The following is a 23,157-nucleotide window of genomic DNA, read 5'->3' as shown; positions in this document are numbered from 1 at the left end:
CAATGACCGGCCTACTGTGGGTGTGTGGCCCTGGCTGTCTGCCTGCTCTTCGACCGCCGTACCGATCGGCTCCTCCGGTCCCTGTGGGGCCGGCTGGAGGAGCTCGGGGTGCCGACGCTGGAGACACACACCCACGGCCACCACGTGCCGCACCTGTCGCTGGCAGTGCTGCGGGAATGGGACCACGACAAGGTCATGAAGGCCGTGCAGCCGTTGCTGAGCGATCAGACGGTCGAACTGTTCTTCGATGCGTTGGGCACGTTCCGGCGCGGCCGGGCGTGGCTGGCGCCTGCCGTGGGCGCTGAGGCGCTGCAGCTCCAAAGTGGAGTGGTGTCAGCGGTTGTCGATACGGGCGCTGATCTCCATCGGCACTACCGACCAGGTAGATGGGTGCCGCACTGCACTCTCGCACCACGGGTCCCGTTGGTTGCGTTGCCGGTGCTGGCCGCGGCCGTGTACGACGTACTGCCCCTCGAAGCGACCGCGGACCGTGCCGCCCTTGTCGACAGCGGCACCGGCCAACTCTGGCCGGTGCCGACGCGCGGCTAGCCGGTGGTGTATTCGACGTGGAGCAGGGCCGCCGCTGCGGGCTTTCCGTCGTAGGCGCGGGCGGTGCGGTGCCCGGTGCCGGTGATGACGAGCGCCAAGGCATTGCCGCTGGCCCAGCCTGGTCTGCCGACGACCTCTCGTAGCACCGAGCTGAGATCCGGGGTGCGCTGGTTCGCTCCGGCCTCGCCGACGAGCGTCCAGGCCGCCGGAGTCCATGTGGCCGCGGCCGTACCCAGGGTTCGGGTCGACGGCTTGGTCGACGACGTGAAGGCGGCGGCGTTGTCGGCGGACTGGGCGCGGACGGTCAGGCTCGTTGCCTCGCTCTGGACCTCGTCGGCCTCGAACTGGACGTAGGCCTTGGTGACCGTGGCGCCGGCCGGGATCGTGAGGCCCGGGAAGCGGAGGCCGACCTTCTGGTTGGAGCCGTCGTACACGAGCTCGAGATCGGAGCTGGTCGCGTAGTAGCTGCCGGTGGCGGACTCTTCGACGTCGTCGGCGCCGGCCGCGATCCGGGTTTCGAGCGTGGCCGACCCTGGAGCCGGCGCTGGTTGTACGACGACCTGCACCGTGTCCGAGGCAGTCAGCTGACCATCGGACGCGGACAGCTGGAGCACGTAGGTTCCGGCTGTGCCGAAGGTGGCGGTCGTGTCCACTGCCGCGGCGTTCGCGAAGCTGACGGATCCCGGGCCGCTGACTTGGCTCCACTGCGTGGTGATCGGGCCGTCGTCGGTCGCGGTTCCGTCCAGGGACGCCGTGCTCGGCAAGGTGATGGTCTGGTCCGGGCCCGCATCGACCACCGGCGCGCGATTCGGCGGCGGCGTACCGGTTGTGTACTCCACGTGGAGCAGTGGGGCCCCGGCGGGTTTGCCGTCGTAGGCGCGGGCAGTGCGGTGACCCGTGCCGGTGATGACGAAGGCGAGTGCGTTACCGGCGGTCCAGCCCGGCCTGCTGACGACTTCCTGCACCACTGCGTTCAGGTCTGGTGTGCGCTGGTTCGCGCCGACCTCACCCACCAGGGTCCAGGCTGCTGGTGCCCAGGAGGCCGCCGCGGCGCCGAGAGTTCGGGTCGACGGCTTGGTGGTGGAGGTGAAGGCCGGGGCGTTGTCGATCGCCTGGGCGCGGATCGTCAGGTTGGTCGCCTCGCTCTGGGTCTCGTCGGCCTCGAACTGCAGGTAGGCCTTGGTGATCGTGGCACCCGCGGGCACCGTCAGGTTCGGGAACCGCAGACCCACTTTCTGGTTCGAGCCGTCGTAGACGAGCTCGAGATCGCTGCTGGTCGCGGCGTAGCTGCCGGTCGCGGATTCCTCGACGTCGTCGGTACCCGCGGCGATCCGCCGATCGAGGGCCGACGATCCCGGCGGCGGCGCCGGCGCCACCACGATCTGCGCGGTGTCCGAGGCGGACAGGTCGCCGTCGTCAGCCGTCAGTTCCACCACGTAGGTGCCCGCCGTACTGAACGTCGCCGTGGTGTCCACCGCAGCCGGATCGGCGAACGTCACTGTCCCGGGACCGCTCACCATGCTCCACCGCGATGTCAGAACGCCGCTCGGCAGGCCGTCGTCGTTGACAGTCCCGTCCAGTGTCGCCGCGGCCGGAAGTACCACCGACAGATCAGGTCCCGCACTCACCCCGGGCGCCCGGTTCGAGGGTGCGCCGGCGTACTCCCAGTACCCGAGGTCCGGCGCCGCCCCCACGTAGTCACTCGCCGGGATGCTCAGCACCTGCTCGCCGTTCCAGGTGTACGACGACGTTCCGGCGTCGATCGCCGGGCTCCCGGGCCAGAGCCGGAAGTCCTCGTACAGCAGGGGATCGGCGAACACCGACGAGGTCGGAGGGACCCCTTCCTCGTAGTCGGCCGTGTTGTGCCAGAAGAGGTTGTACGCCACGGCCGACGCGCCGGTGACGCGCCGGAGTGCGGTCGCCCTTGTCCCCGCGAAGATGTTGTTGAGAACAATGCTGTTCGCGCCGCCGACCACGCCGTAGTTTTCGATCGAGAAGGTGTTGTTGGTGACGTAGACCCGCTCGGCCAGCGGGGCCCCGCTGAAGTCCTCGTTGGTCTGCTGGTTCGGCAGGCAGCCGATCGAGGCCGCGCCGTTGTGGTCGAAGGTGTTCCGGTCGACGGTGACGGTCCGGCTCGAGGCACCGTCGGAGTCGATCAGCTGGATCCCGTCTGAGTCGTTGCGGACGAACCGGTTCCGCCGGATCACCACGTCGAGCGTCGGGCCGACGTACGGGTACATCCGGAACTCGATGCCGTCGCCCTGGTTCTCCTGGATCGTGCTGTCCAGCAGGGTCATCGCCACCCGGCCGTTGATGTCGATCCCGTCGTCGGTGTTGGCGACGAAGACGTCGTGGTCGAAGAGCGCGGTCGAGTCGTTGCCGAAGTCCGCACCGTCGCCGTTCGCCGTCAGGCGGCTGTGTGTGACGGTCACCCGCGCGTTGCCGCGGACACCGTCGACCCCGTTCGCGATCGTCAGCCCGTTCACCACGCTGCCGGCGGAGCGCGACCCGAACTCCAGTACGGCGTTGCCCGCGCATCCGGACGCTCCACCGCAGGCGTTCGCGACGTACCCGCTCAGGACGGTCTGGTCGATGTAGGCCGGATCACCTGTGGTCTGGTACCAGGAAGCGAACGTGAGCACCTTGTCCTGGACCCACACACCGCCCGTGTAGGTGCCGGGTGCGATCAGGATCGTGTCGCCGCTCGAGGCCGCCGACACCGCGGCCTGGACCGTCGGCTGGTCGGCCGGAACCCTGATCACCGCACCGGCCGCATGAACAGGCGTGCTGGGCAGCGTGACGCCGGCGATCGCCAGGGCGATCGCAGCCAGAAGGGCGGCGGGACGACGAGAGATGCGCTCCATCTTCGGACTGTAGGAGCGCCGGCGGGGCGTCCACACCGCCCAACTGGCGTAGATCGGTCTGCTCCCCGCAGTACCCGAGATGTCTACCCCGGCAGTTACTCCGAGGCGCGGCGGAGGGCTTCGGAGAGGCGCTCGGCGGCGGCCATGACAGCGGGGGCGTGCATCCGGCCGGGCTGGCGGGAGAGGCGCTCGATCGGGCCGGAGACGGACACCGCCGCGATCACCTTGCCGCTGGGGGAGCGGACCGGGGCGGACACCGACGCGACGCCCTGCTCGCGCTCGCCGACCGAATGCGCCCAGCCGCGACGCCGTACGCCGGCCAGAGCGGCCGCGTTGAACGACGCGTTGTGCAGACCGCGGTGCATCCGCTCCGGGTCCTCCCACGCGAGCAGTATCTGAGCGGCGGAACCCGCCGCCATCGTGAGCTGGCTGCCCACCGGGACGGTGTCGCGCAGACCGGACGGACGCTCGGCGGCGGCGACGCACACCCGGTACTCACCCTGGCGGCGGAACAACTGCGCCGACTCGCCGGTGATGTCCCGCAGCCGTGCCAGCACCGGGCCGGCGGTCGCCAGCAGCCGGTCCTCGCCGGCCGCGGAGGCCAACTCGCTGAGTCGCGGGCCGAGCACGAAGCGTCCCTGCATGTCGCGGCCGACCAGGCGGTGGTGCTCGAGAGCGACCGCGAGGCGGTGAGCCGTCGGACGTGCCAGACCCGTGGCCGCCACGAGACCGGCCAGGGTCGCCGGCCCGGATTCGAGGGCGGACAGCACGAGGGCTGCTTTGTCGAGAACACCGACTCCGCTAGAGTTGTCCATGAGACGATATTGCCGTCTCGAATCGTGGAACGCAAGTCGCTTCGGCAGCCCAATCGAGAGCACTGTGAGCGAAAGCACCCTCGACCACACAAACATTCTCAAGGGAGAGTCTGATGGGTAGGACGTTGTCGGAAAAGGTCTGGGATGCGCACGTGGTGCGCCATGCCGACGGAGAACCCGACCTCCTCTACATCGACCTCCATCTGGTCCACGAGGTCACGAGCCCGCAGGCCTTCGACGGGCTCCGGCTGGCCAACCGCCCGGTCCGGCGGCCGGATCTGACGATCGCGACCGAGGACCACAACGTCCCGACGTTCGACGTCGACAAGCCGATCGCCGACCCGGTGTCGCGGACGCAGGTGGACACGCTGCGCAAGAACGCCGAGGAGTTCGGCATCCGGATCCACACCCTCGGCGACCCGGACCAGGGCGTCGTGCACGTGATCGGCCCGCAGCTCGGCCTGACCCAGCCCGGGATGACCGTGGTCTGCGGCGACAGCCACACCTCGACGCACGGCGCGTTCGGCGCGATTGCCTTCGGCATCGGTACCAGCGAGGTCGAGCACGTGCTGGCCACCCAGACGCTGATGCAGGCCCGGCCGAAGACCATGGCGGTCACCGTCGACGGCGTGCTGCCCGAGGGCGTCTCGGCCAAGGACCTGGTGCTGTCGCTGATCGCCAAGGTCGGCACCGGCGGCGGCCAGGGCTACATCGTCGAGTACCGCGGCGAGGCGATCCGGGCGCTGAGCATGGAGGCCCGGATGACGATCTGCAACATGTCGATCGAGTGGGGCGCCAAGGCCGGCATGATCGCGCCGGACGAGACCACCTTCGAGTACCTGAAGGACAAGCCGCACGCGCCGCAGGGCCTCGACTGGGAGGCGGCCGTCGAGTACTGGAAGAGCCTGGCCACCGACGAGGACGCGTCCTTCGACCGCGAGGTCGTGCTGAAGGCCGAGGAGATCACGCCGTTCGTCACCTGGGGCACGAACCCGGGCCAGGGCGTGCCGCTGGCGGCCACGGTGCCGTCGCCGGACGACTTCGACAACGAGAACGACCGGGTCGCCGCCGAGCGCGCCCTGGAGTACATGGGCCTGACCGCCGGTACGCCGCTGCGCGACATCCATGTGGACACGGTGTTCCTGGGGTCCTGCACCAACGGCCGGATCGAGGACCTGCGGGCCGCGGCCGGGGTGCTGGCCGGGCGGAAGGTTGCCGAGGGCACCCGGATGCTTGTGGTCCCGGGCTCCGGGCGGGTCCGGCTGCAGGCCGAGGCCGAGGGCCTGGACACGATCTTCAAGGACGCCGGCGCCGAGTGGCGTGGGGCCGGATGCTCGATGTGCCTGGGGATGAACCCGGACCAACTGGCCCCGGGCGAGCGCAGCGCTTCGACGTCCAACCGCAACTTCGAAGGCCGTCAGGGCAAGGGCGGTCGCACCCACCTGGTGTCGCCGCTGGTCGCCGCCGCGACCGCCGTCACCGGAACGCTGGCCGCTCCGGCCGACCTGCCGCCCGTCGCCGTACCCGCGAACGCCTGAGGAGCAACGGAATCATGGATGCCTTCACCCAGCACATCGGTACGGCGGCCCCGCTGCGCCGCAGCAACGTCGACACCGACCAGATCATCCCGGCCGTGTACCTGAAGCGGGTCACCCGGACCGGCTTCGAGGACGGGCTGTTCGCCGCCTGGCGCAACGATCCGTCGTTCGTCCTCAACCAGCCCGAGTACGACGGTGTCTCGGTGCTCGTGGCGGGACCGGACTTCGGTACCGGATCCTCGCGGGAGCACGCGGTCTGGGCCCTGCTGGACTACGGGTTCCGCGTGGTCGTGTCGTCGCGGTTCGGCGACATCTTCCGCGGCAACTCGGGCAAGGCCGGTCTGCTCGCGGCCCTGGTGACGCAGGAGGTCGTCGAGCAGTTGTGGACCACGATCGAGGCCGACCCGGGCACCAAGGTGACGGTCGACCTGGAGAACAAGACGATTTCGGCCGGTGACGTCTCGGCGCCCTTCGAGATCGACGACTACACGCGCTACCGGCTGCTGAACGGTCTGGACGACGTCGGCATCACCTTGTCCCACGAGGCCGACATCGCTGCCTACGAAGCGACCCGGCCGTCCTTCAAGCCGGCCACCCTTCCGGCCAAGGCCTGAAGCTCCTGCGGAGTTATCGCCCCCGTAACGTTCGGATGGCGGGGGCCGATAACTCTGGTGTTACCCTTCTGGGGTTGGAAGAACCAGGTGTGCGAGACCGAGGAGGTGAGGCGCTGATGACCAACAGCAGTGACCCCTCCAGACATACCGGTCTCGCTCGGCCTGTGGGGGGTCTTTTCCTCTAGTAGTAGCAGGGTCGGGCAGACGTGTGTTCATCACTCACCCGCACCACAATGCTCCTGGAGGACTCATGTCCGACCTGCGCCTGCGCACGTTCCGTGCGTTCAGCCGTACTCCGTCACTGCGCGCCGCCGCCCGCAAGCACGCCGCAGCCGCCGCGCCCGCGATCGAGCCGGCCGACAAGCAGCATCGCGATCCGCAGAAGCCCAAGGGACACAGCGTCGTCGACAGCGCGATCTACTGCGGCGGCAACCGGATCGCGTCCCCGCAGTCGCTCGCGGACACCTACACGGCGCTGCACACGTCGCCGCAGAGCCTGGCCTGGATCGGGTTGTACCGGCCGGACCACCGCGAGCTCGCCTCCCTGGCGCAGGAGTTCGACCTGCACGAGCTCGCGATCGAGGACGCCAACGAGGCGCATCAGCGGCCCAAGCTGGAGCGGTACGGCGAGACGCTGTTCGTCGTGCTGAAGGCCGCGCGGTACCGGGACGCGACCGAGGAGGTCGAGTTCGGTGAGGTGCACGTCTTCGTCGGCCCGGACTTCGTGGTGACGGTCCGGCACGCCGAAGCGCCCAACCTGGCAGCGGTACGGCGCCGGGTGGAGCGCGATCCCGAGCTTCTCGGCCGCGGCGCCGAGGCCGTGCTGTACGCGATCATGGACAAGGTCGTCGACGGGTACGCGCCGGTGGTCGCCGGTCTGGAGAACGACATCGACGAGATCGAGACCGAGGTGTTCCGCGGCGATCCGAAGGTGTCGCGGCGGATCTACGAACTGTCCCGTGAGGTGATCGAGTTCCAGCGCGCGACCCGGCCGCTGGTCGGGATGCTCGAGCAGTTGCGCGGCGGTTTCCAGAAGTACGGCGTGGACGAGGAACTGCAACGTTCACTGCGGGACGTGGCCGACCACGTCACCGAGGTGGTGGAGAAGGTCGACGGTTTCCGCGAGCTGCTCCGCGACATCCTGACGGTGAACGCGACGCTGGTCGCGCAGCAGCAGAACGAGGAGATGAAGAGCCTCGCGATCGCCAGCAGCGAGCAGAACGAAGAGGTGAAGCGGATCTCTGCCTGGGCGGCGATCCTGTTCGCCCCGACCCTGATCGGCACTGTCTACGGGATGAACTTCGACAAGATGCCGGAGCTGCACTGGCAGTACGGATACCCCTTCGCGATCGGCCTGATGGCCTTGGTGTGTGGAGGTCTGCACCAGATCTTCAAGCGCCGCGGGTGGCTCTGAAACCCCTGCTGGGACCCTTGTCGGGCGAAATTGTGGCCCGAATCGCCTAAAACAAGGCAAATTTGCCGCGTTGGTGTTTGTGCATGGCGGTTAGAGTCCATAACGTTCCTGTGAGATCGAGCGCTGTGCTCGACGCCTAGTGTTCACGGAGGGAAGCAGTGAACAAGAGCCAGTTGGTCGAAGCGCTCGCAGTGCACTTCGACGGAAACCGCCGCCAGGCCCAGCACGCACTGGAGTCGGTGATCGACACCGTCCAGCGTGAGCTGACCAAGAAGGGTGGCAAGGTCGCCATCACCGGATTCGGTGCCTTCGAGGCCATCGAGCGTGGCGCGCGCATCGTGCGCAACCCGCGGACCGGTGAGACCAAGCGCGCGAAGAAGACCACGGTGCCGAAGTTCCGCGCGGGTGCGGAGCTGAAGGCCGTCGTCTCCGGTGCGAAGAAGCTGCCGAAGCTGGTCGTCCCGAAGCCGGCCGCGACCGCCACCAAGGCGGCTGCCCCGGCGAAGAAGGCCGCCCCGGCGAAGGCCGCTGCCACGAAGACCGCCGCTGCGAAGAAGACGGTCGCGAAGAAGGCCCCGGCCAAGACGGTCGCCAAGAAGGCTCCGGCCAAGACCGTTGCGAAGAAGGCCCCGGCCAAGACGGTCGCCAAGAAGGCCCCGGCCAAGACCGTTGCGAAGAAGGCGCCGGCCAAGAAGGCCCCCGCCAAGAAGACCGCGGCGAAGCGCACCGCTCGCTGATCTTCACGCACTGCGGCAGACCGCACAAAGTGCGAAGGCCGGTCACCCCATACCAGGGGCGACCGGCCTTCGCCGTGTCTGCCTTCTGTTACAGGCGGGTGCCGAACTCCACTTTCGTCACGGTCGTTGCCGCACCCGACCCGGTGGTCTCGATCCGCACCCGCTGGCCCACCCGTAGATGCAGGACCGGGGTGTCGGAGATGGCGTGCACGGTGAACGGGAGCTCGATCCCGGTGTCCGTCAGCACGGTGCCGGAGAACGTGTCGCCGTCGTACGCGCTCACTGTCGCTTGCATGTCAGCAGGCTAGACCTTCGCTCCCGGTCGCGGCACCGAGAACCAGCGACATCACGTCCGCGGTCGCCGGGCCGACGCCGAGCTGTACGGCGTGCGCGAGATCGGCCGCGGTGTCGACGTCGCGGCGTACCGACTCGATCGCGGTCAGCTCGATCGGGACCGCGCCGGACGCCTGGTGGGCCAGGGCGGATCCGACGCCGAAGCGGGGATCCAGCGCCACACCGGGCGCGGCGGCGAGCAGCGTCGTCCCGGTGCCGGGCAGGTCCACCACGAACGAGCGCGACGCCGTACATGCGGCGAGCGCGGCGGTCAGCTCAGCCGGGCGCAACGCGGGCAGGTCGGCCGACAGCGCCACGACACCGTTGCCTGCGAACTCGGCAGCGGCCACAGTTGCTCCATGCAGCAAGGCTTCGTTCAGACCGGCGGCGGGCAGGTCCGGGACAACGCGCGCGCCGGCGGCGGTGACGTCCGCGGCCACCAGCGGGTCGTCGGTGACCACCAGCACCATGTGCACCAGGGCAGAGGCCAGGGCGGCCGCAGTAGTGTCGACGGCGAAGGCACGGGCCAGCTCGGGACGGTGCTGAGGGTAGGCCGGAGCGAGCCGGCTCTTTGCGATCGCCGTACGCTTCACCGGGATCACCAGGGTCCAGGGAGCGACCTGTAGGTCTGCCATCAGGCAGGATTCTCCCATGACCGACGGCGGGTACGAGCATCAGGAGGCAGCTGTGGACGCGAGGCAGGCGGATCCACGGCCGCCGCGTGGGTTCTGGTTCGGGGTGATCGTCGCGCTCGTGAAGCCCTTCATGATCGCGTTCACCAAGTGCCGGTTCACCGGCCGCGAGAACATGCCGCGGTCCGGCGGGGTGGTGTACGTGCCGAACCACATCTCGCACTTCGACCCGGTGGTGCTCGGGTACTTCATCTGGGAGTGCCGGCGGATCCCGCGGTTCCTCGGCAAGGCGTCGGTGTTCAAGATCCCGGTGCTCGGCACGATCATCCGCGGCGCCGGGCAGATCCCGGTGTACCGGGACTCCGCGCAGGCCGCGGACGCGTTCCGGGACGCGGTGGCCGCGGTCGAACGCGGTGAGTGCGTAGGCGTGTACCCGGAGGGCACGATCACCCGCGATCCCGCGATGTGGCCGATGACCGGCAAGACCGGCGCCGCGCGGATCGCGTTGATGACCGGCTGCCCGGTGATCCCGGTCGCGAACTGGGGAGCGCAGGAGATCCTCCGGTCGTACACCGGGAAGATGCGGTTCCGGCTGCTGCCGCGCAAGACCCTGCAGGTGCGGGCCGGGAAGCCCGTAGACCTGAGCGCCTTCGAGGGCAAGCCGCTGACCAACCAGCTGTTGCACGAGGCAACCGAGGTGATCATGGCCCGGGTCGCCGAGACGCTCGGCGAACTGCGCGGCGAGGAACCGCCCAAGGAGCTCTACGACCTCCGCAAGGCCCGCAAAGCCGAAGGCGAGGACAAAGCATGACCAAGGTCGCGGTGTTCGGCGCGGGTTCTTGGGGTACGGCGTTCGCCACGGTGCTGGCGAACGCGGGGAACCAGGTGTCGGTGTGGGCCCGGCGGGAATCGCTGTGCGAGGTGATCAACACCCGGCACGAGAACGCCGAGTACCTGCCCGGGATCCGGCTGTCCGAGGCGATCACCGCGACCCACGACCCCGCCGCGGCGGCCGACGGGGCGGAGGCAGTCGTCCTCGCGGTGCCGTCGCAGTCGTTGCGCGACAACCTCGCGGACTGGGCCGGCGTGCTGCCGAACGCCGTACCGCTGGTCAGCCTGATGAAGGGCGTCGAGCTCGGGACGACGAAGCGGATGAGCGAGGTGATCGCCGAGCTCACCGGCGCCGGCCCGGAGCGGATCGCGGTGGTCTCGGGCCCGAACCTGGCGCGCGAGATCGCCGAGGGGCAACCGGCTGCCTCGGTGGTCGCCTGTGCGGATGAAGGGACGGCGGCGCGGTTGCAGAAGCTCTGCCATTCGCCGACGTTCCGCCCGTACACGAACAACGACGTCGTCGGCTGCGAGCTCGGCGGCGCCTGCAAGAACGTGATCGCGCTCGCGGTCGGTATGGCGGTCGGTCTCGGGTTCGGCGACAACGCCCGGGCCTCGGTGATCACCCGCGGCCTGGCCGAGATCGCCCGCCTGGGGACGGCACTGGGTGCCGACGAGCACACGTTCTCCGGGCTGGCCGGACTCGGCGACCTGGTGGCGACCTGCTCGTCGCCGCTGTCGCGCAACCGCACGTTCGGCGAGAAGCTCGGCCAGGGCATGACGGTCGCGGACATCGCGAGCGGCACCCGTCAGGTCGCCGAGGGTGTGAAGTCCTGCGCCTCGATCAGCGAGCTGGCGCACCGGCACGACGTCGAGATGCCGATCGCCGAACACGTCACCAAGGTGGTCGCCGGCGAGATGACCCCCAAGGACATGCTCTTCAGCCTGGTCTCCCGCTCGGCGAAGTCGGAACGCTGGGGATGATCCCGGAGGCGTTCGCCAAGGTCACCGTCGAGCGCGAAGGCGCGACCGGGCAGGCGTGGCTCGACGAGCTGCCCGGGATCGTCGAGGACCTGCTGGATCGCTGGGAGCTCCAGCGCGACGGCGACGTACTGCACGGCCAGGTCGGCGTGGTAGTGCCGGTGCGTGGAGACGCAGTGCTCAAGGTGTCCTTCCCGCATCCGGGCAACGTGCACGAGCCGGATGCTTTCGAGGCCTGGGGAGGGCGTGGCGCGGTGCAGCTGTACCGGCGCGACGACGCCCGGTACGCGATGCTGCTCGAGCGTGCGAACACCAGCACACTCGCCGAGCACCTGGGTGAGATGTTCATCCCCGCCGACGCTGTCGACGCTGCGGCGATTGCCGGGGATCTGCTCCGTCAGTTGACGATCCCGGCGCCGGCCGGACTGCCGCGCATGTCAGAGCAGGCCGGCGCGTGGGCCGAGCAGCTGCACAAGGACGCGGCCGAACTCGACCATCGGTTGCCGTCCGCGGTCGTGGACCAGGCGCTGTCGGTCGTCGAGGACCACTGCCGCGAGCAGCCGGAGACTTTGATCCACGGTGACTTCCATGCGCGCAACATCCTGCGGGCGGACCGCGAGCCCTGGCTGGTGGTCGACCCGAAGGGGTACGTCGGCGATCCGGCGTACGACGCGGCGTTCTTCCTGCGCACCCGGGCGTACTACCTGTTCGTCGGCGGCCTCGCCCTCGACGAGCTGATGCCGTATCTGGACCAGGAGCTCGAGCGGTTCGCCGAGGCGTCGGGGATCGACGCCGAGCACATCCGCCGCTGGACGCACCTGGTCATCGTCCAGTCGGCGTTCTGGACCCGCCGGCACGGCTTCGGCCGCGCCCGGAGCGGCGACCATCTCGACGAAGTCATCACGCTCATCGACAAGATCGCCACCACCTGGGTCAGCTGACCGCCACTCGCGCTGGGGGTCAGGAGTCGTCGGGCTCCTTCTCTGGTTGGTCGCGGGTCAGCTGAGCGTGTGCGCGACGACGAGCGCGGCCGCACCCAGCAGGGCGGCGTCCCGGCCGGTGCGGGACGGGACCACGCGCAGATCGGTCGTGGCCAGGGGCAACGACCGGGCGTAGACGGTTTCGCGGAGGCCGGCCAGCAGGCTGTCGCCGGCTTGGGCGAGGGAGCCGCCGACGACGATGACCGACGGGTTGAGCAGGCTGACCGCGGCGGCCAGGACGGTGCCGATCTCGCGGCCGGCCTGGCGGATCGCGGTGGTCGCCTCGGCGTTGCCGGCCCGGACCAGGTCCACGATGTCCTGGCTGGTCTCCCTTCCGAGCTTGGACGCGAGCGCGGCCGCGGACGCGATCGCTTCCAGGCAGCCGGTGTTGCCGCAGCGGCACAGCTCGGTGTGACCCGGCGCCTGGATATGGCCGATGTCCCCGGCCGCGCCCTGCGCGCCGCGGTGCAGCCGGCCGCCGCTGATCACGCCCGCTCCGATGCCGGTGGCAACCTTCACGAACAGCAGGTGCTCGACGTCCGGGTACGCCGTCGCGTGCTCGCCGAGCGCCATGATGTTCACGTCGTTGTCGACCAGCACCGGCCCGGGCAGCTCCCGGCGCAACCGGCCGACGACGTCGTACGAGTCCCAGCCGGGCATGATCGGCGGATGGTTCGGCCGCCCGGTGCTGTGCTCGACCGGGCCTGGTAGCCCGACGCCCGTTCCGGCCAGATCTGTGCGGGACCGCCCGGCCTCCTGCAGCAACGCCTGACCGGCCGCGGCCACAGCGTCGAGCACGACCTCCGGCCCCTCGGCGATCGCCAGGCGGCTCGTCGTGCGATGCAGGATCGCACCGGTCAGATCGGTGAGCGCGACCGACAGGTGAGTCGCGCCGACGTCCGCGGCGAGCACGAGCCGAGCAGTCGGGTTGAACCGGAACCGCGCCGGTGGGCGCCCACCGGTCGAGGCCGCTTCGCCCGAGGGCACCACGAGTCCCTCCGCGAGCAGTGCCTCGATCCTTCCGGTCACCGTGGACCGCGCGAGGCCGCTGCGCTCGATCAGCTCGGCCCGTGTCCGCGGCTGCCCGTCGAGGAGCAGTCGCAGCACCGCGTCCGCCGTACCGATAGCGCTCATCACCCGGACTTTCGTCGTACTGGCCGTGGACTTTTGCTTGACAGGGTTCAAAAGGGTCCCATAGCGTCCTTCGACGTGTCCACCAATGCGCGAAAGCTCAGGGTCGGGATCGTCGGTGGCGGGTTCATGGGCCGGGTCCACGGCCGGTCCGCGCTGGTCTCGGGAGCGACCGTCGTCGGTGCCGTCGGCTCGTCGCCCGCGCGGGCCGAGGCTGCGGCCGAGGCGACCGGCGCCGAGCGCGGGTTCGCGAGCCTGGACGAGCTGCTGGCCGCCGACATCGACGTCGTGCACATCTGTACGCCGAACAACACGCATCGCGATGTCGCGCTGAAGGCGTTCGAGGCGGGCAAGCACGTGGTCTGTGAGAAACCGCTGGCCACCTCGGCCAAGGACGCCACCGGACTGGCCGCCGCAGCGCACGAGGCGGGCCTGGTCGGCGCCGTGCCGTTCGTCTATCGCTACCACCCGATGGTCCGCGAGCTGCGCACCCGGATCGCCGCCGGCGACGCAGGTGTGATCACCAGCCTGCACGGCTCGTACCTGCAGGACTGGCTCGCCGGTGCGGACGACCAGAACTGGCGCGTGGACGACACGACCGGCGGACCGTCGCGGACGTTCGCCGACATCGGCTCGCACTGGTGCGACCTCACCGAGTTCGTCACCGGCGACCGGATCGCCGCGATCAGCGCGCAGCTGCGGACGGTGCGCGCGCAGCGCGGCGGCGTCGAGGTCCGGACCGAGGATCTCGCGACCGCGCAGTTCCGGACCGAGGCCGGTGTGGTCGGGACGATCGTGGTCAGCCAGGTCGCGGCCGGCCGGAAGAACCGGCTGTACCTGGAGGTGTCCGGCACCGAGTCGAGCTTCGGCTTCGACCAGGAGGACCCGGAGCGGCTCTGGGTCGGCCGCCGCGACGCCTCGCAGCTGCTCACGCGGGATCCCGAGACGCTCAGCCCGCCGGCCGCGCGGGTGAACCGGCTGCCGGCCGGTCACGCGCAGGGGTACCAGGACGCGTTCGACTCGTTCGTCGCCGACAGCTACGCCGCCGTCCTGGGCGACCGCCCGGACGGCCTGCCCGATTTCGCCGCCGGAGCGCGGTCCGCCCATGTGGTCGACGCCGTACTGCGGTCCGCCGCGGACGGCAGCGCCTGGATCACCGTCGACAACTCCTAGGAGCCTTTGAGATGCCTCGTCCGATCACTCTCTTCACCGGTCAGTGGGCCGACCTGCCGTTCGAGGAGGTCTGCCAGTTCGCGTCCGAGGCCGGGTACGACGGCGTCGAGATCGCCTGCTCCGGTGACCACTTCGACGTTCAGCAGGCCGTCGACGACGACTCCTACGTCCAGGGCCGCAAGGACATCCTGGAGAAGTACAACCTGCAGGTCTTCGCGATCTCCAACCACCTGGTGGGGCAGGCGGTCTGCGACGACCCGATCGACTTCCGGCACCAGGCGATCGTGCCGTCCCGGATCTGGGGCGACGGTGACGCCGAGGGTGTCCGGCAGCGCGCCGCCGAGGACCTGAAGAACACCGCGCGGGCGGCCGCGAAGCTCGGCGTGAACACCGTCATCGGCTTCACCGGATCGTCGATCTGGCAGTACGTCGCGATGTTCCCGCCGGTGCCCGCGGAGCGGATCGCGGCCGGCTACCAGGACTTCGCCGACCGCTGGAACCCGATCCTCGACGTGTTCGACGCCGAGGGTGTCCGGTTCGCGCACGAGGTGCACCCGTCGGAGATCGCCTACGACTACTGGACCACCACGCTCACGCTGGAGGCGATCGGGCACCGGGAGGCCTTCGGCCTGAACTGGGACCCGTCGCACATGGTGTGGCAGGACATCGACCCGGTCGCGTTCCTCTGGGACTTCAAGGACCGGATCTACCACGTGGACTGCAAGGACACCCGGATGCGCGTCGGCGGCGGCCGCAACGGCCGGCTCGGCTCGCACCTGCCCTGGGGCGACCCGCGGCGCGGCTGGGACTTCTACTCCACCGGTCACGGCGACGTGCAGTGGGAGGACTGCTTCCGCGTGCTGAACTCGATCGGCTACGACGGCCCGATCTCGGTCGAGTGGGAGGACGCCGGTATGGAGCGCAAGGTCGGCGCGGCGGAGGCGGTCAACGTCATCCGCGCCCTGGCCTTCGACAAGCCGGAAGCCGCCTTCGACGCGGCGTTCTCGACGGACAAGTGAGCTGGCTCGTGGCGACCTGAGACCTGCAACGGTGACCTGGGACCTGCTATTTCAGGGCCCAGGTCGCCACTGCAGGTCTCCGGTCGCCACTTGAGGTCTCCGGTCGCCGCGTCGGTTGTAGGTCAGGTGGCGCGGGTGTCTCGGCCGGCCGCGTAACCCAGTGCGACCTGCGTGGCCGCCAGCGTCGCGAAGACGCCCAGCGTCGTACTCCAGCCGCCGGTCACCTGGACCAGGTAACCCGCGACGACCGGACCAGCCGCGGCGAGCGTGTAGCCGACCGCCTGCGCCATCCCGGACAGTTGCGTGGTCTCGTGGTGCCCGCGGCCGCGGAGGCTGATCAGCGAGAGCGCCGCGACCAGCCCGGCGCCCTGGCCCAGTCCGCCGACGACTGCCCAGACGATCGCCAGGTGCGGCGCCAGCAGCAGACCGAGCAGGGCGACGAGGATCGGCGTACTCGCGATCATCAGGCCGGCCCGCTGGTTCGTCGGATGCTTCAGCAGCAGCGGGATGCTGAGCCCGCCGATCAGCCCGAACACCTGGAAGACGAACAGGTGCACACCGGTGGACCGCTCGGAGACGCCGCCGGTGGTGATCTCGATGGTGGGCAGCCAGTTCACGAACAGGTAGAAGCTCGTCGACTGCAGTCCCATGAAGCCGGTCACCAGCCAGGCCATCGGCTGCCGCCAGACGCTCACCGGCGGGGCCTCGTCGGCTGCACTGGCGGGCTGCATCGGCTCCGGTGACAGCGTCCGCGGCAGCCAGATCACGGCGACCAGGACGGCGAGCCCGCCCCAGACCGCCAGGGACAGTCGCCAGTCGACCGCGTCGGCGATCGGTACGGCGAGGATCGAAGCGATCGCCGCGCCGCCGGTGATGAAGGCCGTGTAGATGCCGGTCGCCCGCGAGACGTGGGCGGCGTAGTCCCGCTTGAGGATGACGGGCACCAGGACGTTGCCGACCGCGATCGCGCCGCCGACGACGGCCGTGCCGATCCACAGCCCGGCCTGGCCTGTGTACGGGCGGAGCGCGCTGCCGGCTGCGAGCACCAGCAGCGAGACGAACACCGCCCGCTCCATGCCGAACCGCCGGGACGCGAGGTGGACCAGGGGAGAGGCCGCCGCGAATGCGAGCAGCGGCAACGTGCCCAGCAGGCCCTGCGCGGCCTCGCCGAGTTGCAGGTCGAGGCCGATCCGGGGCAGCACCGGACCGACCGCGGTCAGCGCCGGCCGCAGGCTCAGCGCGACCACGAAGGCGGTCGCGGTGATCAGTGACGACCGTCCTCGAGTCATCGGTTCGGTCAGCACTGCCACGACACACCTCTCCTGAACTCTCGTGTAGATGTCCTACATTTATATACTGTAGGGCATGACGATGAACGGTCCGGTGCGCCAGGTGCCGCTGGTGCTGCAGGTCTCGGAGCAGTTCCGGGCGCAGATCGAGTCCGGCGCCTGGCCGCGGGGCACGCGGATCCCCGGCGAGAATCAGCTCGCGAGCGAGCTCGGCGTCAGCCGCGGCACGGTCCGGGAGGCGCTGCGATCGCTCAGCCTGACCGGTCTGCTCGAGCCGCGCGTCGGCGACGGCACCTACGTCCGCGCGACCAACGAGATCACCGGCGTCCTGGTCCGGGACGAGCTCTCGGCGTCACTCACCGACGTCCTCGACGCGCGCGCCGGCATCGAGGCGGCCGCCGCCCGGCTCGCCGCCCAGCACGCGGCATCGGCCGACCTGACGCCGCTCACCGACGCGCTCGAGGCCCGCGCCGCGGCGCTCGCGGCGGACGACCTGGACGCGTTCGTGATCGCCGACACCGACTTCCACCGCGGTGTCGTCGCCGCGAGCCGGAATCCGCTGCTGCTGCGGCTGTACGACGCGCTCGCCGAGGTGCTCGCCGCGTCGATCCAGCAGACTGCGACGATCCCCGAGGACCACCGGATCCTCGACGCGCACCTCGACGTCCTGGAGGCGATCCGGGCCGGTGATCCGGAGGCGGCGAGTCAGGCGTCGTACGCGCTGATCGAGTCCGTCAAGGTCGCGGGATCCGGCCAGTAGTACCGGAAGCAGGCAGGCTGTCCGTTGAGCCGGCGCGGTTCGCCGCCGGGCGGTGGGACGTCCTTGCGGTCGCCGCGGATCCCGCCGCGCGCCTCGTAGAAGGCCTGCGCGGCGGTGTTCTGCTCGAGCACCCAGAGGAAGATCCCGGTGTCCCGGACGTGCTCCGCCGTGAGCGCGAGCAGCTGGGTGCCGATTCCTTGCCGCTTGAGCGGTGCCCGGACGTGCAGGTTGTCGACCAGGGCGCCGTACTTCGGGTCCGCGTCGAACACCACGTGCGCGAGCCCGATCAGCTGGCCGTCGTCCTCGGCCACGGTCGTCCGCGTGCCCTCGCGCGCCGCGAGCCGCCGGGCCCACATCGCGCCGAGGTACTCCGGCGACTCGTCGTCGAGGAACGCATCCGCGTACGCGCCGCGGTAGTGCCGCCGCCAACTGTCGCCGTGCAACTCCGCGACCGCCGCCGCGTCCTCTGCTCCAGCTACCCGGAAGGTCGTCATCCCACGATTCGTATCACCGGGGAAGGATGTCACCGTGGGCTGTCCGCGTGCTGGTCGACAGCACCCGGGCGAAGACGGCCAGGCACGCCGCCAGAGCGGTGACGACAACGAACGAGACGGTCAGGCTGCTGGCCTGCGCGATGCCGCCGATGATCGACGGCGCGACCAGGCCCGACGCGTACGTGATGGTGGCGACGCCCGCGATCGCCTGACTCGCGTTGTCGCCGGTGCGGCCGGCCGCCGCGAAGGCGAGCGGTACGACGACCGCGATCCCGACGCCGATCAGGCCGAAGCCGGCCATCGCCACGACCGCGTTCGGCGCGACGACCACGAGCAGGCCGCCGAGGGTCGCGACCACGCCGCTCCAGCGCACCGTACGGACCGCGCCGAACCGGTCGACCACCGCGTCGCCGGTGAGTCGCGCGATCGCCATCGTCAACGCGAACCCGGTCGTCGCGCCGGCCGCGACACCGGCCGAGCTGTCCAGGATGTCGCGCAGGTACACCGCCGACCAGTCCAGGCTCGCGCCCTCGGCGAACACCGCGCAGAACCCGACCGCACCGATCAGCAACGCCGACTTCGGCGGCAGCGCGAACCGCGCCGGCGGCTCCTCGTCGTCCTCGGGGTGGATGTTCAGCACGAACTGGCACACCACCCCGCCGACGAGCGTGAGGACGACGGCAGCGACCACGTGATGGACCTGGGCGCTGAGGTTCTTGTGCGCCGCGATCGTCCCGACCGCGGAGCCGAGCAGGGCGCCCGCGCTCCACAGGCCGTGCAGCCCGGACATGATCGACTTCTTCAGCCGGTGCTCCACCTCGACACCGAGCGCGTTCATCGCGACGTCGGCCATGCCCGCCGTACCGCCGTAGATCAGCAGGGCGGCGCAGAGCGTCAGCAGGCCCGGCGCGAACGACGGCAGGATCAGCGACAGCGTCCAGAGCGCGAGCAGCCCGCGGAGCGCGGTCCGGGTGCCGAACCGATGGCTGACCCGGGCGGCCAGCGGCATCATCAGCGCCGCGCCGAGGGCCGGGAACGCGAGTGCCAGGCCGAGCTGGCCCGCGGACACCCCCGCGTGCTCCTGGATCCACGGCACCCGGGTCGCGAACGACCCGGTCACCGCTCCGTGCACGCAGAAGACGGCGGCCACGGCGTACCGCGATCGCCGGACGAGTGTGGTGTCATCGGTCACAAGCAAACACGCTATCTGTTTGAACGATCAGGCGGATGGTAGTTTTTTGCGCATGAGAAGTGCGGAACGGCACCAAATGATCGTAGAGCGACTGCAGGCCGTCGACCGAGTGTCGGTCCAGGAGCTGGTCGAGGCGACCGAGGCCTCCGACATGACGGTACGCCGCGATCTCGACTTCCTGGCCGCCCAAGGCGTCCTGAAGCGGGTCCACGGCGGCGCGGTGTCCGCGATGCCGTCCGGTCTCGAGCCGCCGCACTCGCTGCGCGCCCAGGCCGCCGTCGCCGCCAAGCAGGCGATCGCCCGCGCCGCCGTCGAGCACCTCCGCGACGGCGAGACGATCGTGCTCGACAGCGGTACGACGGCGCTGGAGACCGCGAAACTGCTGCACGACCGCGCGCTGACGGTGATGCCGCTCTCGCTGCACGTCGCGCACGAGCTGGCCGACGCGCCGCGGATCCGCCTGCTGATGCCGGGCGGTGAGGCGCGCAAGGGCGAGCTGTCGCTGGTCGGTCCGCTGACCGTCGCCTCGCTGCGTGCGCTGCGGTTCGACGCGGCCGTGCTGAGCCCGTGCGCGTTCAGCCTCGACGCCGGGTTGACGGCGTTCGACCTGGGCGACGCCGAGGTCAAGCAGGAGGCGCTCAAGGTCGCGAACCGCTCCATCGTGCTCGCCGACGGCGCGAAGTGGGACCGGGCCGCGCTCGCCTACGTCTGCGCCGCCGACCGCCCCGACCTGATCATCACCGACGACTCCGCACCCGAGGACCAACGAACCTTGCTGACCCAACGCGGCACCCTCGTAGAGGTGGCCTCTTGAGCGCCACTGACATCCAGCTCCGAACTGCACCGCCCCGAGCCGCCCGTGTCGCCACCTGGCTGTACTTCGGGCTGAACGGCTTCGCCGTCGGGATGTGGGTGGTGCACATCCCGAGCATCGAGCAGGCGACCGGGATCACGCACAGCACGCTCGGGCTGCTGCTGCTCGTCCTCGGCGGCGCCGCGTTCATCGGCATGCAGGTCGCCGGTCCGCTCGTCGACAAGCTCGGCCAGCGCCGGCTCGTCCCGGCCGCGGGCATCCTGCTCGGCATCGCGCTCGCCGGGCCTGGCCTGGCCACCAACTGGTGGACGCTGGGGCTCACGCTGATCCTCGTCGGCTTCGGCAACGGCTCGATCGACGTCGGCATGAACGCGCAGGCCGTCGTCGTCGAACGCGGCTACCCGCGACCGATCATGGCCGCCTTCCACGCGATGTGGTCGATCGGCGGCGCGATCGCGGCCGTCATCGGCGCGGCCACGCTGCGCGCCGGCGTACCGACCGAGGTGACGCTCAGCCTGGCCGGCCTGGTCTGCATCGTGCTCTCGCTGGCCGCCAGCCGCTTCTTGCTGGAGGCAACCGTCTCCGACGAGGACGCGGACGACGCGGCACCGCGGGAGAAGCCGCCGGCGAAGCTGGTCTGGGCGCTCGGCGGGCTCGCGTTCGGCCTGATGCTGTCCGAGGGCGTGGCCAACGACTGGGCCGCGCTGCACTTCCGCGACATCCTCGACACCTCGGTCAGCACGGCGGCCTACGCGTACGGCGCGTTCGCGGTCGCGATGACCGTCGGGCGGTTCCTCACCGACCGGGTGGCCGCCGTCGTCGGCCCGGCCGCGATCGTGCGCTGGGGTGCCGCGATGGCCGCGGCCGGTCTGACCCTGGTGATCGTCGTGCCGTGGGTGCCCGTCGCGCTCGTCGGCTGGGCGGTCTTCGGCCTCGGCCTCGCGGGCGGCGTACCGCAGTTGTTCACCGCCGCGGGCAACCTCGATCCGCGCTCGTCCGGCGCCCTGATGGCCCGTGTCGTCGGTCTCGGGTACGTCGGCCTGCTCGCCGGTCCGGCGCTGATCGGCGGCCTCGCGCACTGGATGCCGCTGAACATCGCGTTCATCCTGCCCGTGGTGCTGTGCGTGCTGACGTTCTTCGGCGGGCCGGTGCTCAACTCGAAGCGCTGAGCGCCTGCTCCAGGTCGGCCCACAGGTCGTCGGGGTGCTCGATACCGACGGACAGCCGGATCAGGTCCTCGGGGATGGTCGGCACCTCGATCGGCCAGCGGCGGCGGCGCTCCAGCATCGACTCGACGCCGCCGAGGCTGGTCGCGTGCACCCACAGCTGCGTGCACTCGCAGAGCTTCTGGGCGCCGGCCGCGTCGCCGCCGAGCTCGAAGGCGAGGATGGCGCCGAAGCCGGACATCTGCGCGGCGGCGCGGTCGTGTCCCGGGTCGTCCGGCAGGCCCGGGTAGCGGACCCGGCTGACCCGCGGATGCGCGCGCAGCCGCTCGGCCAGGAACAGGGCGTTCGACTGGGCCCGCTCCAGGCGGAGGGCGAGCGTGCGCAGGCCGCGGAGCGCCAGCCAGGCCTCCATCGGTCCCGGGATCGCGCCGAGACTGCGGCGGCGGAGCTCGAGCGCCGACCACAGGTCCTCGTCCGCGGTGACGACGGCGCCCAGGACGACGTCGGAGTGCCCGGCGATGAACTTGGTGGCCGAGTGCATCACGACGTCCGCACCGAGCCGCAGCGGCTGCTGGAGCAGGGGAGTGGCGAACGTGTTGTCGACGACCACGGTCGCGCCCGCGGCACGACCGGCCGCGGCGAGCGCCGGGATGTCGGCGACCTCCATCGCGGGGTTGGTCGGCGACTCGATCCACAGCAGGTCGGCGCCGTCGACCGCCCGGACGGCCGCGTCCGTGTCGGCGATGCCGACCCGGTCGACCGTCAGCCGGCCGGTGGCCGTCTGCTGATCGAGCAGCGCGAGGACACCGGAGTACGCGTGCTGTGGCGCGACCACCCGGCCGCCGACCGGGACCAGGTCGATGACGGCCGCGGCGGCCGCCATCCCGGACGCGAACGTCAGCCCCCGACCGCCCTCGAGCTGCCCGAGGGTCTCCTCGAGCGCGGTCCACGCGTCGTTCCCGAACCGCCCGTAGCCACGATCCCCGCCGGCGACGTACGTCGAGCTGAACACCGGGGACTCGCCGAGCGGCGCGTTCGGCACGCGCTCGGGCCGGCCCGCGTGGACGACGACGGTGGACGGATCGAGGTCAGGAGTCATGCCCGAATTGTCCCTGGCGCTCGGCGGGGTCAGAGCGCGGGGGAGTCCGGTACGCCGGGTAGCGGGACGCCGCCGGCGCGCAACAGCCGCATCGCCCGCCGGGCGAGTGTCTTCGCGTCGACCGTGCCGGGGCTGTCGACCCAGACGCGGACCACATTCTCGATGATGTTCATCGTGATGCCGGCGGACAACGCGGCGACGAACTCGATGCTGCGCAGGTCGTCGCCGGGCAACCGGCGTACCAGCACGTCGGCGAGGTCGTTGCGGAAGCGCCAGATCAGCTCGTTGAGGTGCGCACTCACGGACGCGGTCTGTTCGGCCAGGTCGAACACCGCGCGGATCCGGTCCGGGTTGCGTTCCAGCTGCTCGAGAACCCGCTCGATCACCGCGCACAGGCCGTCCGGCAGGTTCATCGCGGGCTGGTCGTGGAACCAGCTGACGGCGTCCGCGAGGCACTCGTCGACGAACTCCAGGACCAGCCCTTCCTTGGTCGGGAAGTACCGGTACAGGGTGCTCGGCCCGACCTCGGCGGCCGCGGCGATCTGCTCGACCGTGGTGCGGCCGAACCCGTTGTCGCTGAACAGCTCGAACGCCTTGTCCGCGATCAGCCGGCGGGTCCGCTCCCGCTTCACCTCGCGCAGTCCCATGGCGGGCAGGGTACCGCCTGCGACGCGCCGCAGGGTGTTCCTTATCGGGAGCGTCAGCCATATGGTAGTCACTACCAAATTCCCGTTG

Annotated in this window: 23 protein-coding genes; 13 read left to right on the top strand and 10 right to left on the bottom strand. The window is 70.4% G+C overall.

Features of this window, described 5'->3' with window-relative positions; all coding sequences use genetic code 11:
* Positions 1-24 precede the first annotated feature (24 nt).
* On the top strand, positions 25-549 hold the full coding sequence (locus AB0L64_RS28460) for a 2'-5' RNA ligase family protein (RefSeq protein ID WP_363714883.1): 525 nt from the start codon (positions 25-27) through the stop codon (positions 547-549).
* Here AB0L64_RS28460 and AB0L64_RS28455 read toward each other — a convergent pair.
* Positions 546-3,413, bottom strand: a complete 2,868-nt coding sequence (locus AB0L64_RS28455; protein WP_363714881.1) for a right-handed parallel beta-helix repeat-containing protein — start codon at positions 3,411-3,413, stop codon at positions 546-548. The genes AB0L64_RS28460 and AB0L64_RS28455 overlap by 4 nt on opposite strands.
* A gap of 95 nt (positions 3,414-3,508) precedes the next feature.
* The gene (locus AB0L64_RS28450) at positions 3,509-4,228 is read right to left on the bottom strand and encodes an IclR family transcriptional regulator (RefSeq protein ID WP_130387568.1); all 720 of its coding nucleotides are present in this window, start codon (positions 4,226-4,228) and stop codon (positions 3,509-3,511) included.
* Positions 4,229-4,341: 113 nt separating this feature from the next.
* On the opposite strand from AB0L64_RS28450, the gene leuC reads away from it, so the two are divergent.
* From leuC to AB0L64_RS28430, 4 genes are all read left to right on the top strand, one after another.
* Positions 4,342-5,766 (top strand): 3-isopropylmalate dehydratase large subunit, encoded by a 1,425-nt coding sequence (gene leuC / locus AB0L64_RS28445; protein ID WP_359930517.1) that lies wholly within the window; start codon positions 4,342-4,344, stop codon positions 5,764-5,766.
* Between the two features lie 14 nt (positions 5,767-5,780).
* Positions 5,781-6,380: a 3-isopropylmalate dehydratase small subunit gene (gene leuD, locus AB0L64_RS28440; RefSeq protein WP_355699165.1), complete on the top strand. Its 600-nt coding sequence runs from the start codon at positions 5,781-5,783 to the stop codon at positions 6,378-6,380.
* 250 nt (positions 6,381-6,630) lie between these two features.
* Positions 6,631-7,794: a magnesium/cobalt transporter CorA gene (corA, locus tag AB0L64_RS28435; protein WP_363714878.1), complete on the top strand. Its 1,164-nt coding sequence runs from the start codon at positions 6,631-6,633 to the stop codon at positions 7,792-7,794.
* A 158-nt stretch (positions 7,795-7,952) separates the two neighbouring features.
* The gene (locus tag AB0L64_RS28430; protein ID WP_355483408.1) at positions 7,953-8,531 is read left to right on the top strand and encodes an HU family DNA-binding protein; all 579 of its coding nucleotides are present in this window, start codon (positions 7,953-7,955) and stop codon (positions 8,529-8,531) included.
* A gap of 88 nt (positions 8,532-8,619) precedes the next feature.
* On the opposite strand, the gene AB0L64_RS28425 is transcribed toward AB0L64_RS28430, so the two are convergent.
* The gene (locus tag AB0L64_RS28425) at positions 8,620-8,826 is read right to left on the bottom strand and encodes a hypothetical protein (protein ID WP_363714876.1); all 207 of its coding nucleotides are present in this window, start codon (positions 8,824-8,826) and stop codon (positions 8,620-8,622) included.
* 1 nt (position 8,827) lies between these two features.
* Positions 8,828-9,499 (bottom strand): 2-phospho-L-lactate guanylyltransferase, encoded by a 672-nt coding sequence (gene cofC / locus AB0L64_RS28420; RefSeq protein ID WP_363714874.1) that lies wholly within the window; start codon positions 9,497-9,499, stop codon positions 8,828-8,830.
* Positions 9,500-9,515: 16 nt separating this feature from the next.
* On the opposite strand from cofC, the gene AB0L64_RS28415 reads away from it, so the two are divergent.
* From AB0L64_RS28415 to AB0L64_RS28405, 3 genes are read left to right on the top strand one after another with little or no spacing between them, the layout of a single operon-like run.
* Complete coding sequence (locus AB0L64_RS28415) at positions 9,516-10,307, top strand: lysophospholipid acyltransferase family protein (RefSeq protein ID WP_363714872.1); 792 nt, start codon at positions 9,516-9,518, stop codon at positions 10,305-10,307.
* Complete coding sequence (locus tag AB0L64_RS28410; RefSeq protein WP_363714870.1) at positions 10,304-11,308, top strand: NAD(P)H-dependent glycerol-3-phosphate dehydrogenase; 1,005 nt, start codon at positions 10,304-10,306, stop codon at positions 11,306-11,308. Before AB0L64_RS28415 ends, AB0L64_RS28410 begins: the two co-directional genes overlap by 4 nt.
* Positions 11,305-12,246 (top strand): aminoglycoside phosphotransferase family protein, encoded by a 942-nt coding sequence (locus tag AB0L64_RS28405; protein ID WP_363714868.1) that lies wholly within the window; start codon positions 11,305-11,307, stop codon positions 12,244-12,246. The genes AB0L64_RS28410 and AB0L64_RS28405 overlap by 4 nt, the downstream gene beginning before the upstream one ends.
* Positions 12,247-12,303: 57 nt before the next feature.
* On the opposite strand, the gene AB0L64_RS28400 is transcribed toward AB0L64_RS28405, so the two are convergent.
* On the bottom strand, positions 12,304-13,419 hold the full coding sequence (locus AB0L64_RS28400; protein ID WP_363714866.1) for an ROK family transcriptional regulator: 1,116 nt from the start codon (positions 13,417-13,419) through the stop codon (positions 12,304-12,306).
* A gap of 75 nt (positions 13,420-13,494) precedes the next feature.
* On the opposite strand from AB0L64_RS28400, the gene AB0L64_RS28395 reads away from it, so the two are divergent.
* Both AB0L64_RS28395 and AB0L64_RS28390 read left to right on the top strand, forming a co-directional pair.
* Complete coding sequence (locus AB0L64_RS28395) at positions 13,495-14,589, top strand: Gfo/Idh/MocA family oxidoreductase (RefSeq protein WP_363714864.1); 1,095 nt, start codon at positions 13,495-13,497, stop codon at positions 14,587-14,589.
* Between the two features lie 11 nt (positions 14,590-14,600).
* Positions 14,601-15,608, top strand: a complete 1,008-nt coding sequence (locus AB0L64_RS28390; protein WP_363714862.1) for a sugar phosphate isomerase/epimerase family protein — start codon at positions 14,601-14,603, stop codon at positions 15,606-15,608.
* A 122-nt stretch (positions 15,609-15,730) separates the two neighbouring features.
* On the opposite strand, the gene AB0L64_RS28385 is transcribed toward AB0L64_RS28390, so the two are convergent.
* Positions 15,731-16,918 carry an MFS transporter gene (locus AB0L64_RS28385; protein WP_363714860.1) on the bottom strand — a complete coding sequence of 396 codons (1,188 nt, stop codon included), beginning with the start codon at positions 16,916-16,918 and terminating at the stop codon, positions 15,731-15,733.
* Between the two features lie 55 nt (positions 16,919-16,973).
* Between AB0L64_RS28385 and AB0L64_RS28380 the strand changes: the two genes are divergently transcribed.
* Positions 16,974-17,657 carry an FCD domain-containing protein gene (locus AB0L64_RS28380; RefSeq protein ID WP_363714858.1) on the top strand — a complete coding sequence of 228 codons (684 nt, stop codon included), beginning with the start codon at positions 16,974-16,976 and terminating at the stop codon, positions 17,655-17,657.
* On the opposite strand, the gene AB0L64_RS28375 is transcribed toward AB0L64_RS28380, so the two are convergent.
* The gene (locus AB0L64_RS28375; protein ID WP_363714856.1) at positions 17,603-18,151 is read right to left on the bottom strand and encodes a GNAT family N-acetyltransferase; all 549 of its coding nucleotides are present in this window, start codon (positions 18,149-18,151) and stop codon (positions 17,603-17,605) included. The genes AB0L64_RS28380 and AB0L64_RS28375 overlap by 55 nt on opposite strands.
* Before the next feature lie 13 nt (positions 18,152-18,164).
* On the bottom strand, positions 18,165-19,343 hold the full coding sequence (locus AB0L64_RS28370; RefSeq protein WP_363714854.1) for an MFS transporter: 1,179 nt from the start codon (positions 19,341-19,343) through the stop codon (positions 18,165-18,167).
* A gap of 76 nt (positions 19,344-19,419) precedes the next feature.
* Between AB0L64_RS28370 and AB0L64_RS28365 the strand changes: the two genes are divergently transcribed.
* Both AB0L64_RS28365 and AB0L64_RS28360 read left to right on the top strand, forming a co-directional pair.
* Positions 19,420-20,157 carry a DeoR/GlpR family DNA-binding transcription regulator gene (locus AB0L64_RS28365; RefSeq protein ID WP_359930562.1) on the top strand — a complete coding sequence of 246 codons (738 nt, stop codon included), beginning with the start codon at positions 19,420-19,422 and terminating at the stop codon, positions 20,155-20,157.
* Positions 20,154-21,326 carry an MFS transporter gene (locus tag AB0L64_RS28360; protein ID WP_363714851.1) on the top strand — a complete coding sequence of 391 codons (1,173 nt, stop codon included), beginning with the start codon at positions 20,154-20,156 and terminating at the stop codon, positions 21,324-21,326. Before AB0L64_RS28365 ends, AB0L64_RS28360 begins: the two co-directional genes overlap by 4 nt.
* Here the strand turns inward: AB0L64_RS28360 and AB0L64_RS28355 are convergent.
* Positions 21,310-22,422, bottom strand: a complete 1,113-nt coding sequence (locus AB0L64_RS28355) for an aminotransferase class I/II-fold pyridoxal phosphate-dependent enzyme (protein WP_363714849.1) — start codon at positions 22,420-22,422, stop codon at positions 21,310-21,312. The two genes, AB0L64_RS28360 and AB0L64_RS28355, sit on opposite strands and share 17 nt — an antisense overlap.
* A gap of 29 nt (positions 22,423-22,451) precedes the next feature.
* The gene (locus AB0L64_RS28350) at positions 22,452-23,069 is read right to left on the bottom strand and encodes a TetR/AcrR family transcriptional regulator (RefSeq protein WP_363714847.1); all 618 of its coding nucleotides are present in this window, start codon (positions 23,067-23,069) and stop codon (positions 22,452-22,454) included.
* Positions 23,070-23,157 lie beyond the last annotated feature (88 nt).

This window comes from Kribbella sp. NPDC051936, from assembly GCF_040680955.1.
Classification (GTDB): domain Bacteria; phylum Actinomycetota; class Actinomycetes; order Propionibacteriales; family Kribbellaceae; genus Kribbella.
This window is presented reverse-complemented; position numbering and strand designations above follow the sequence as displayed.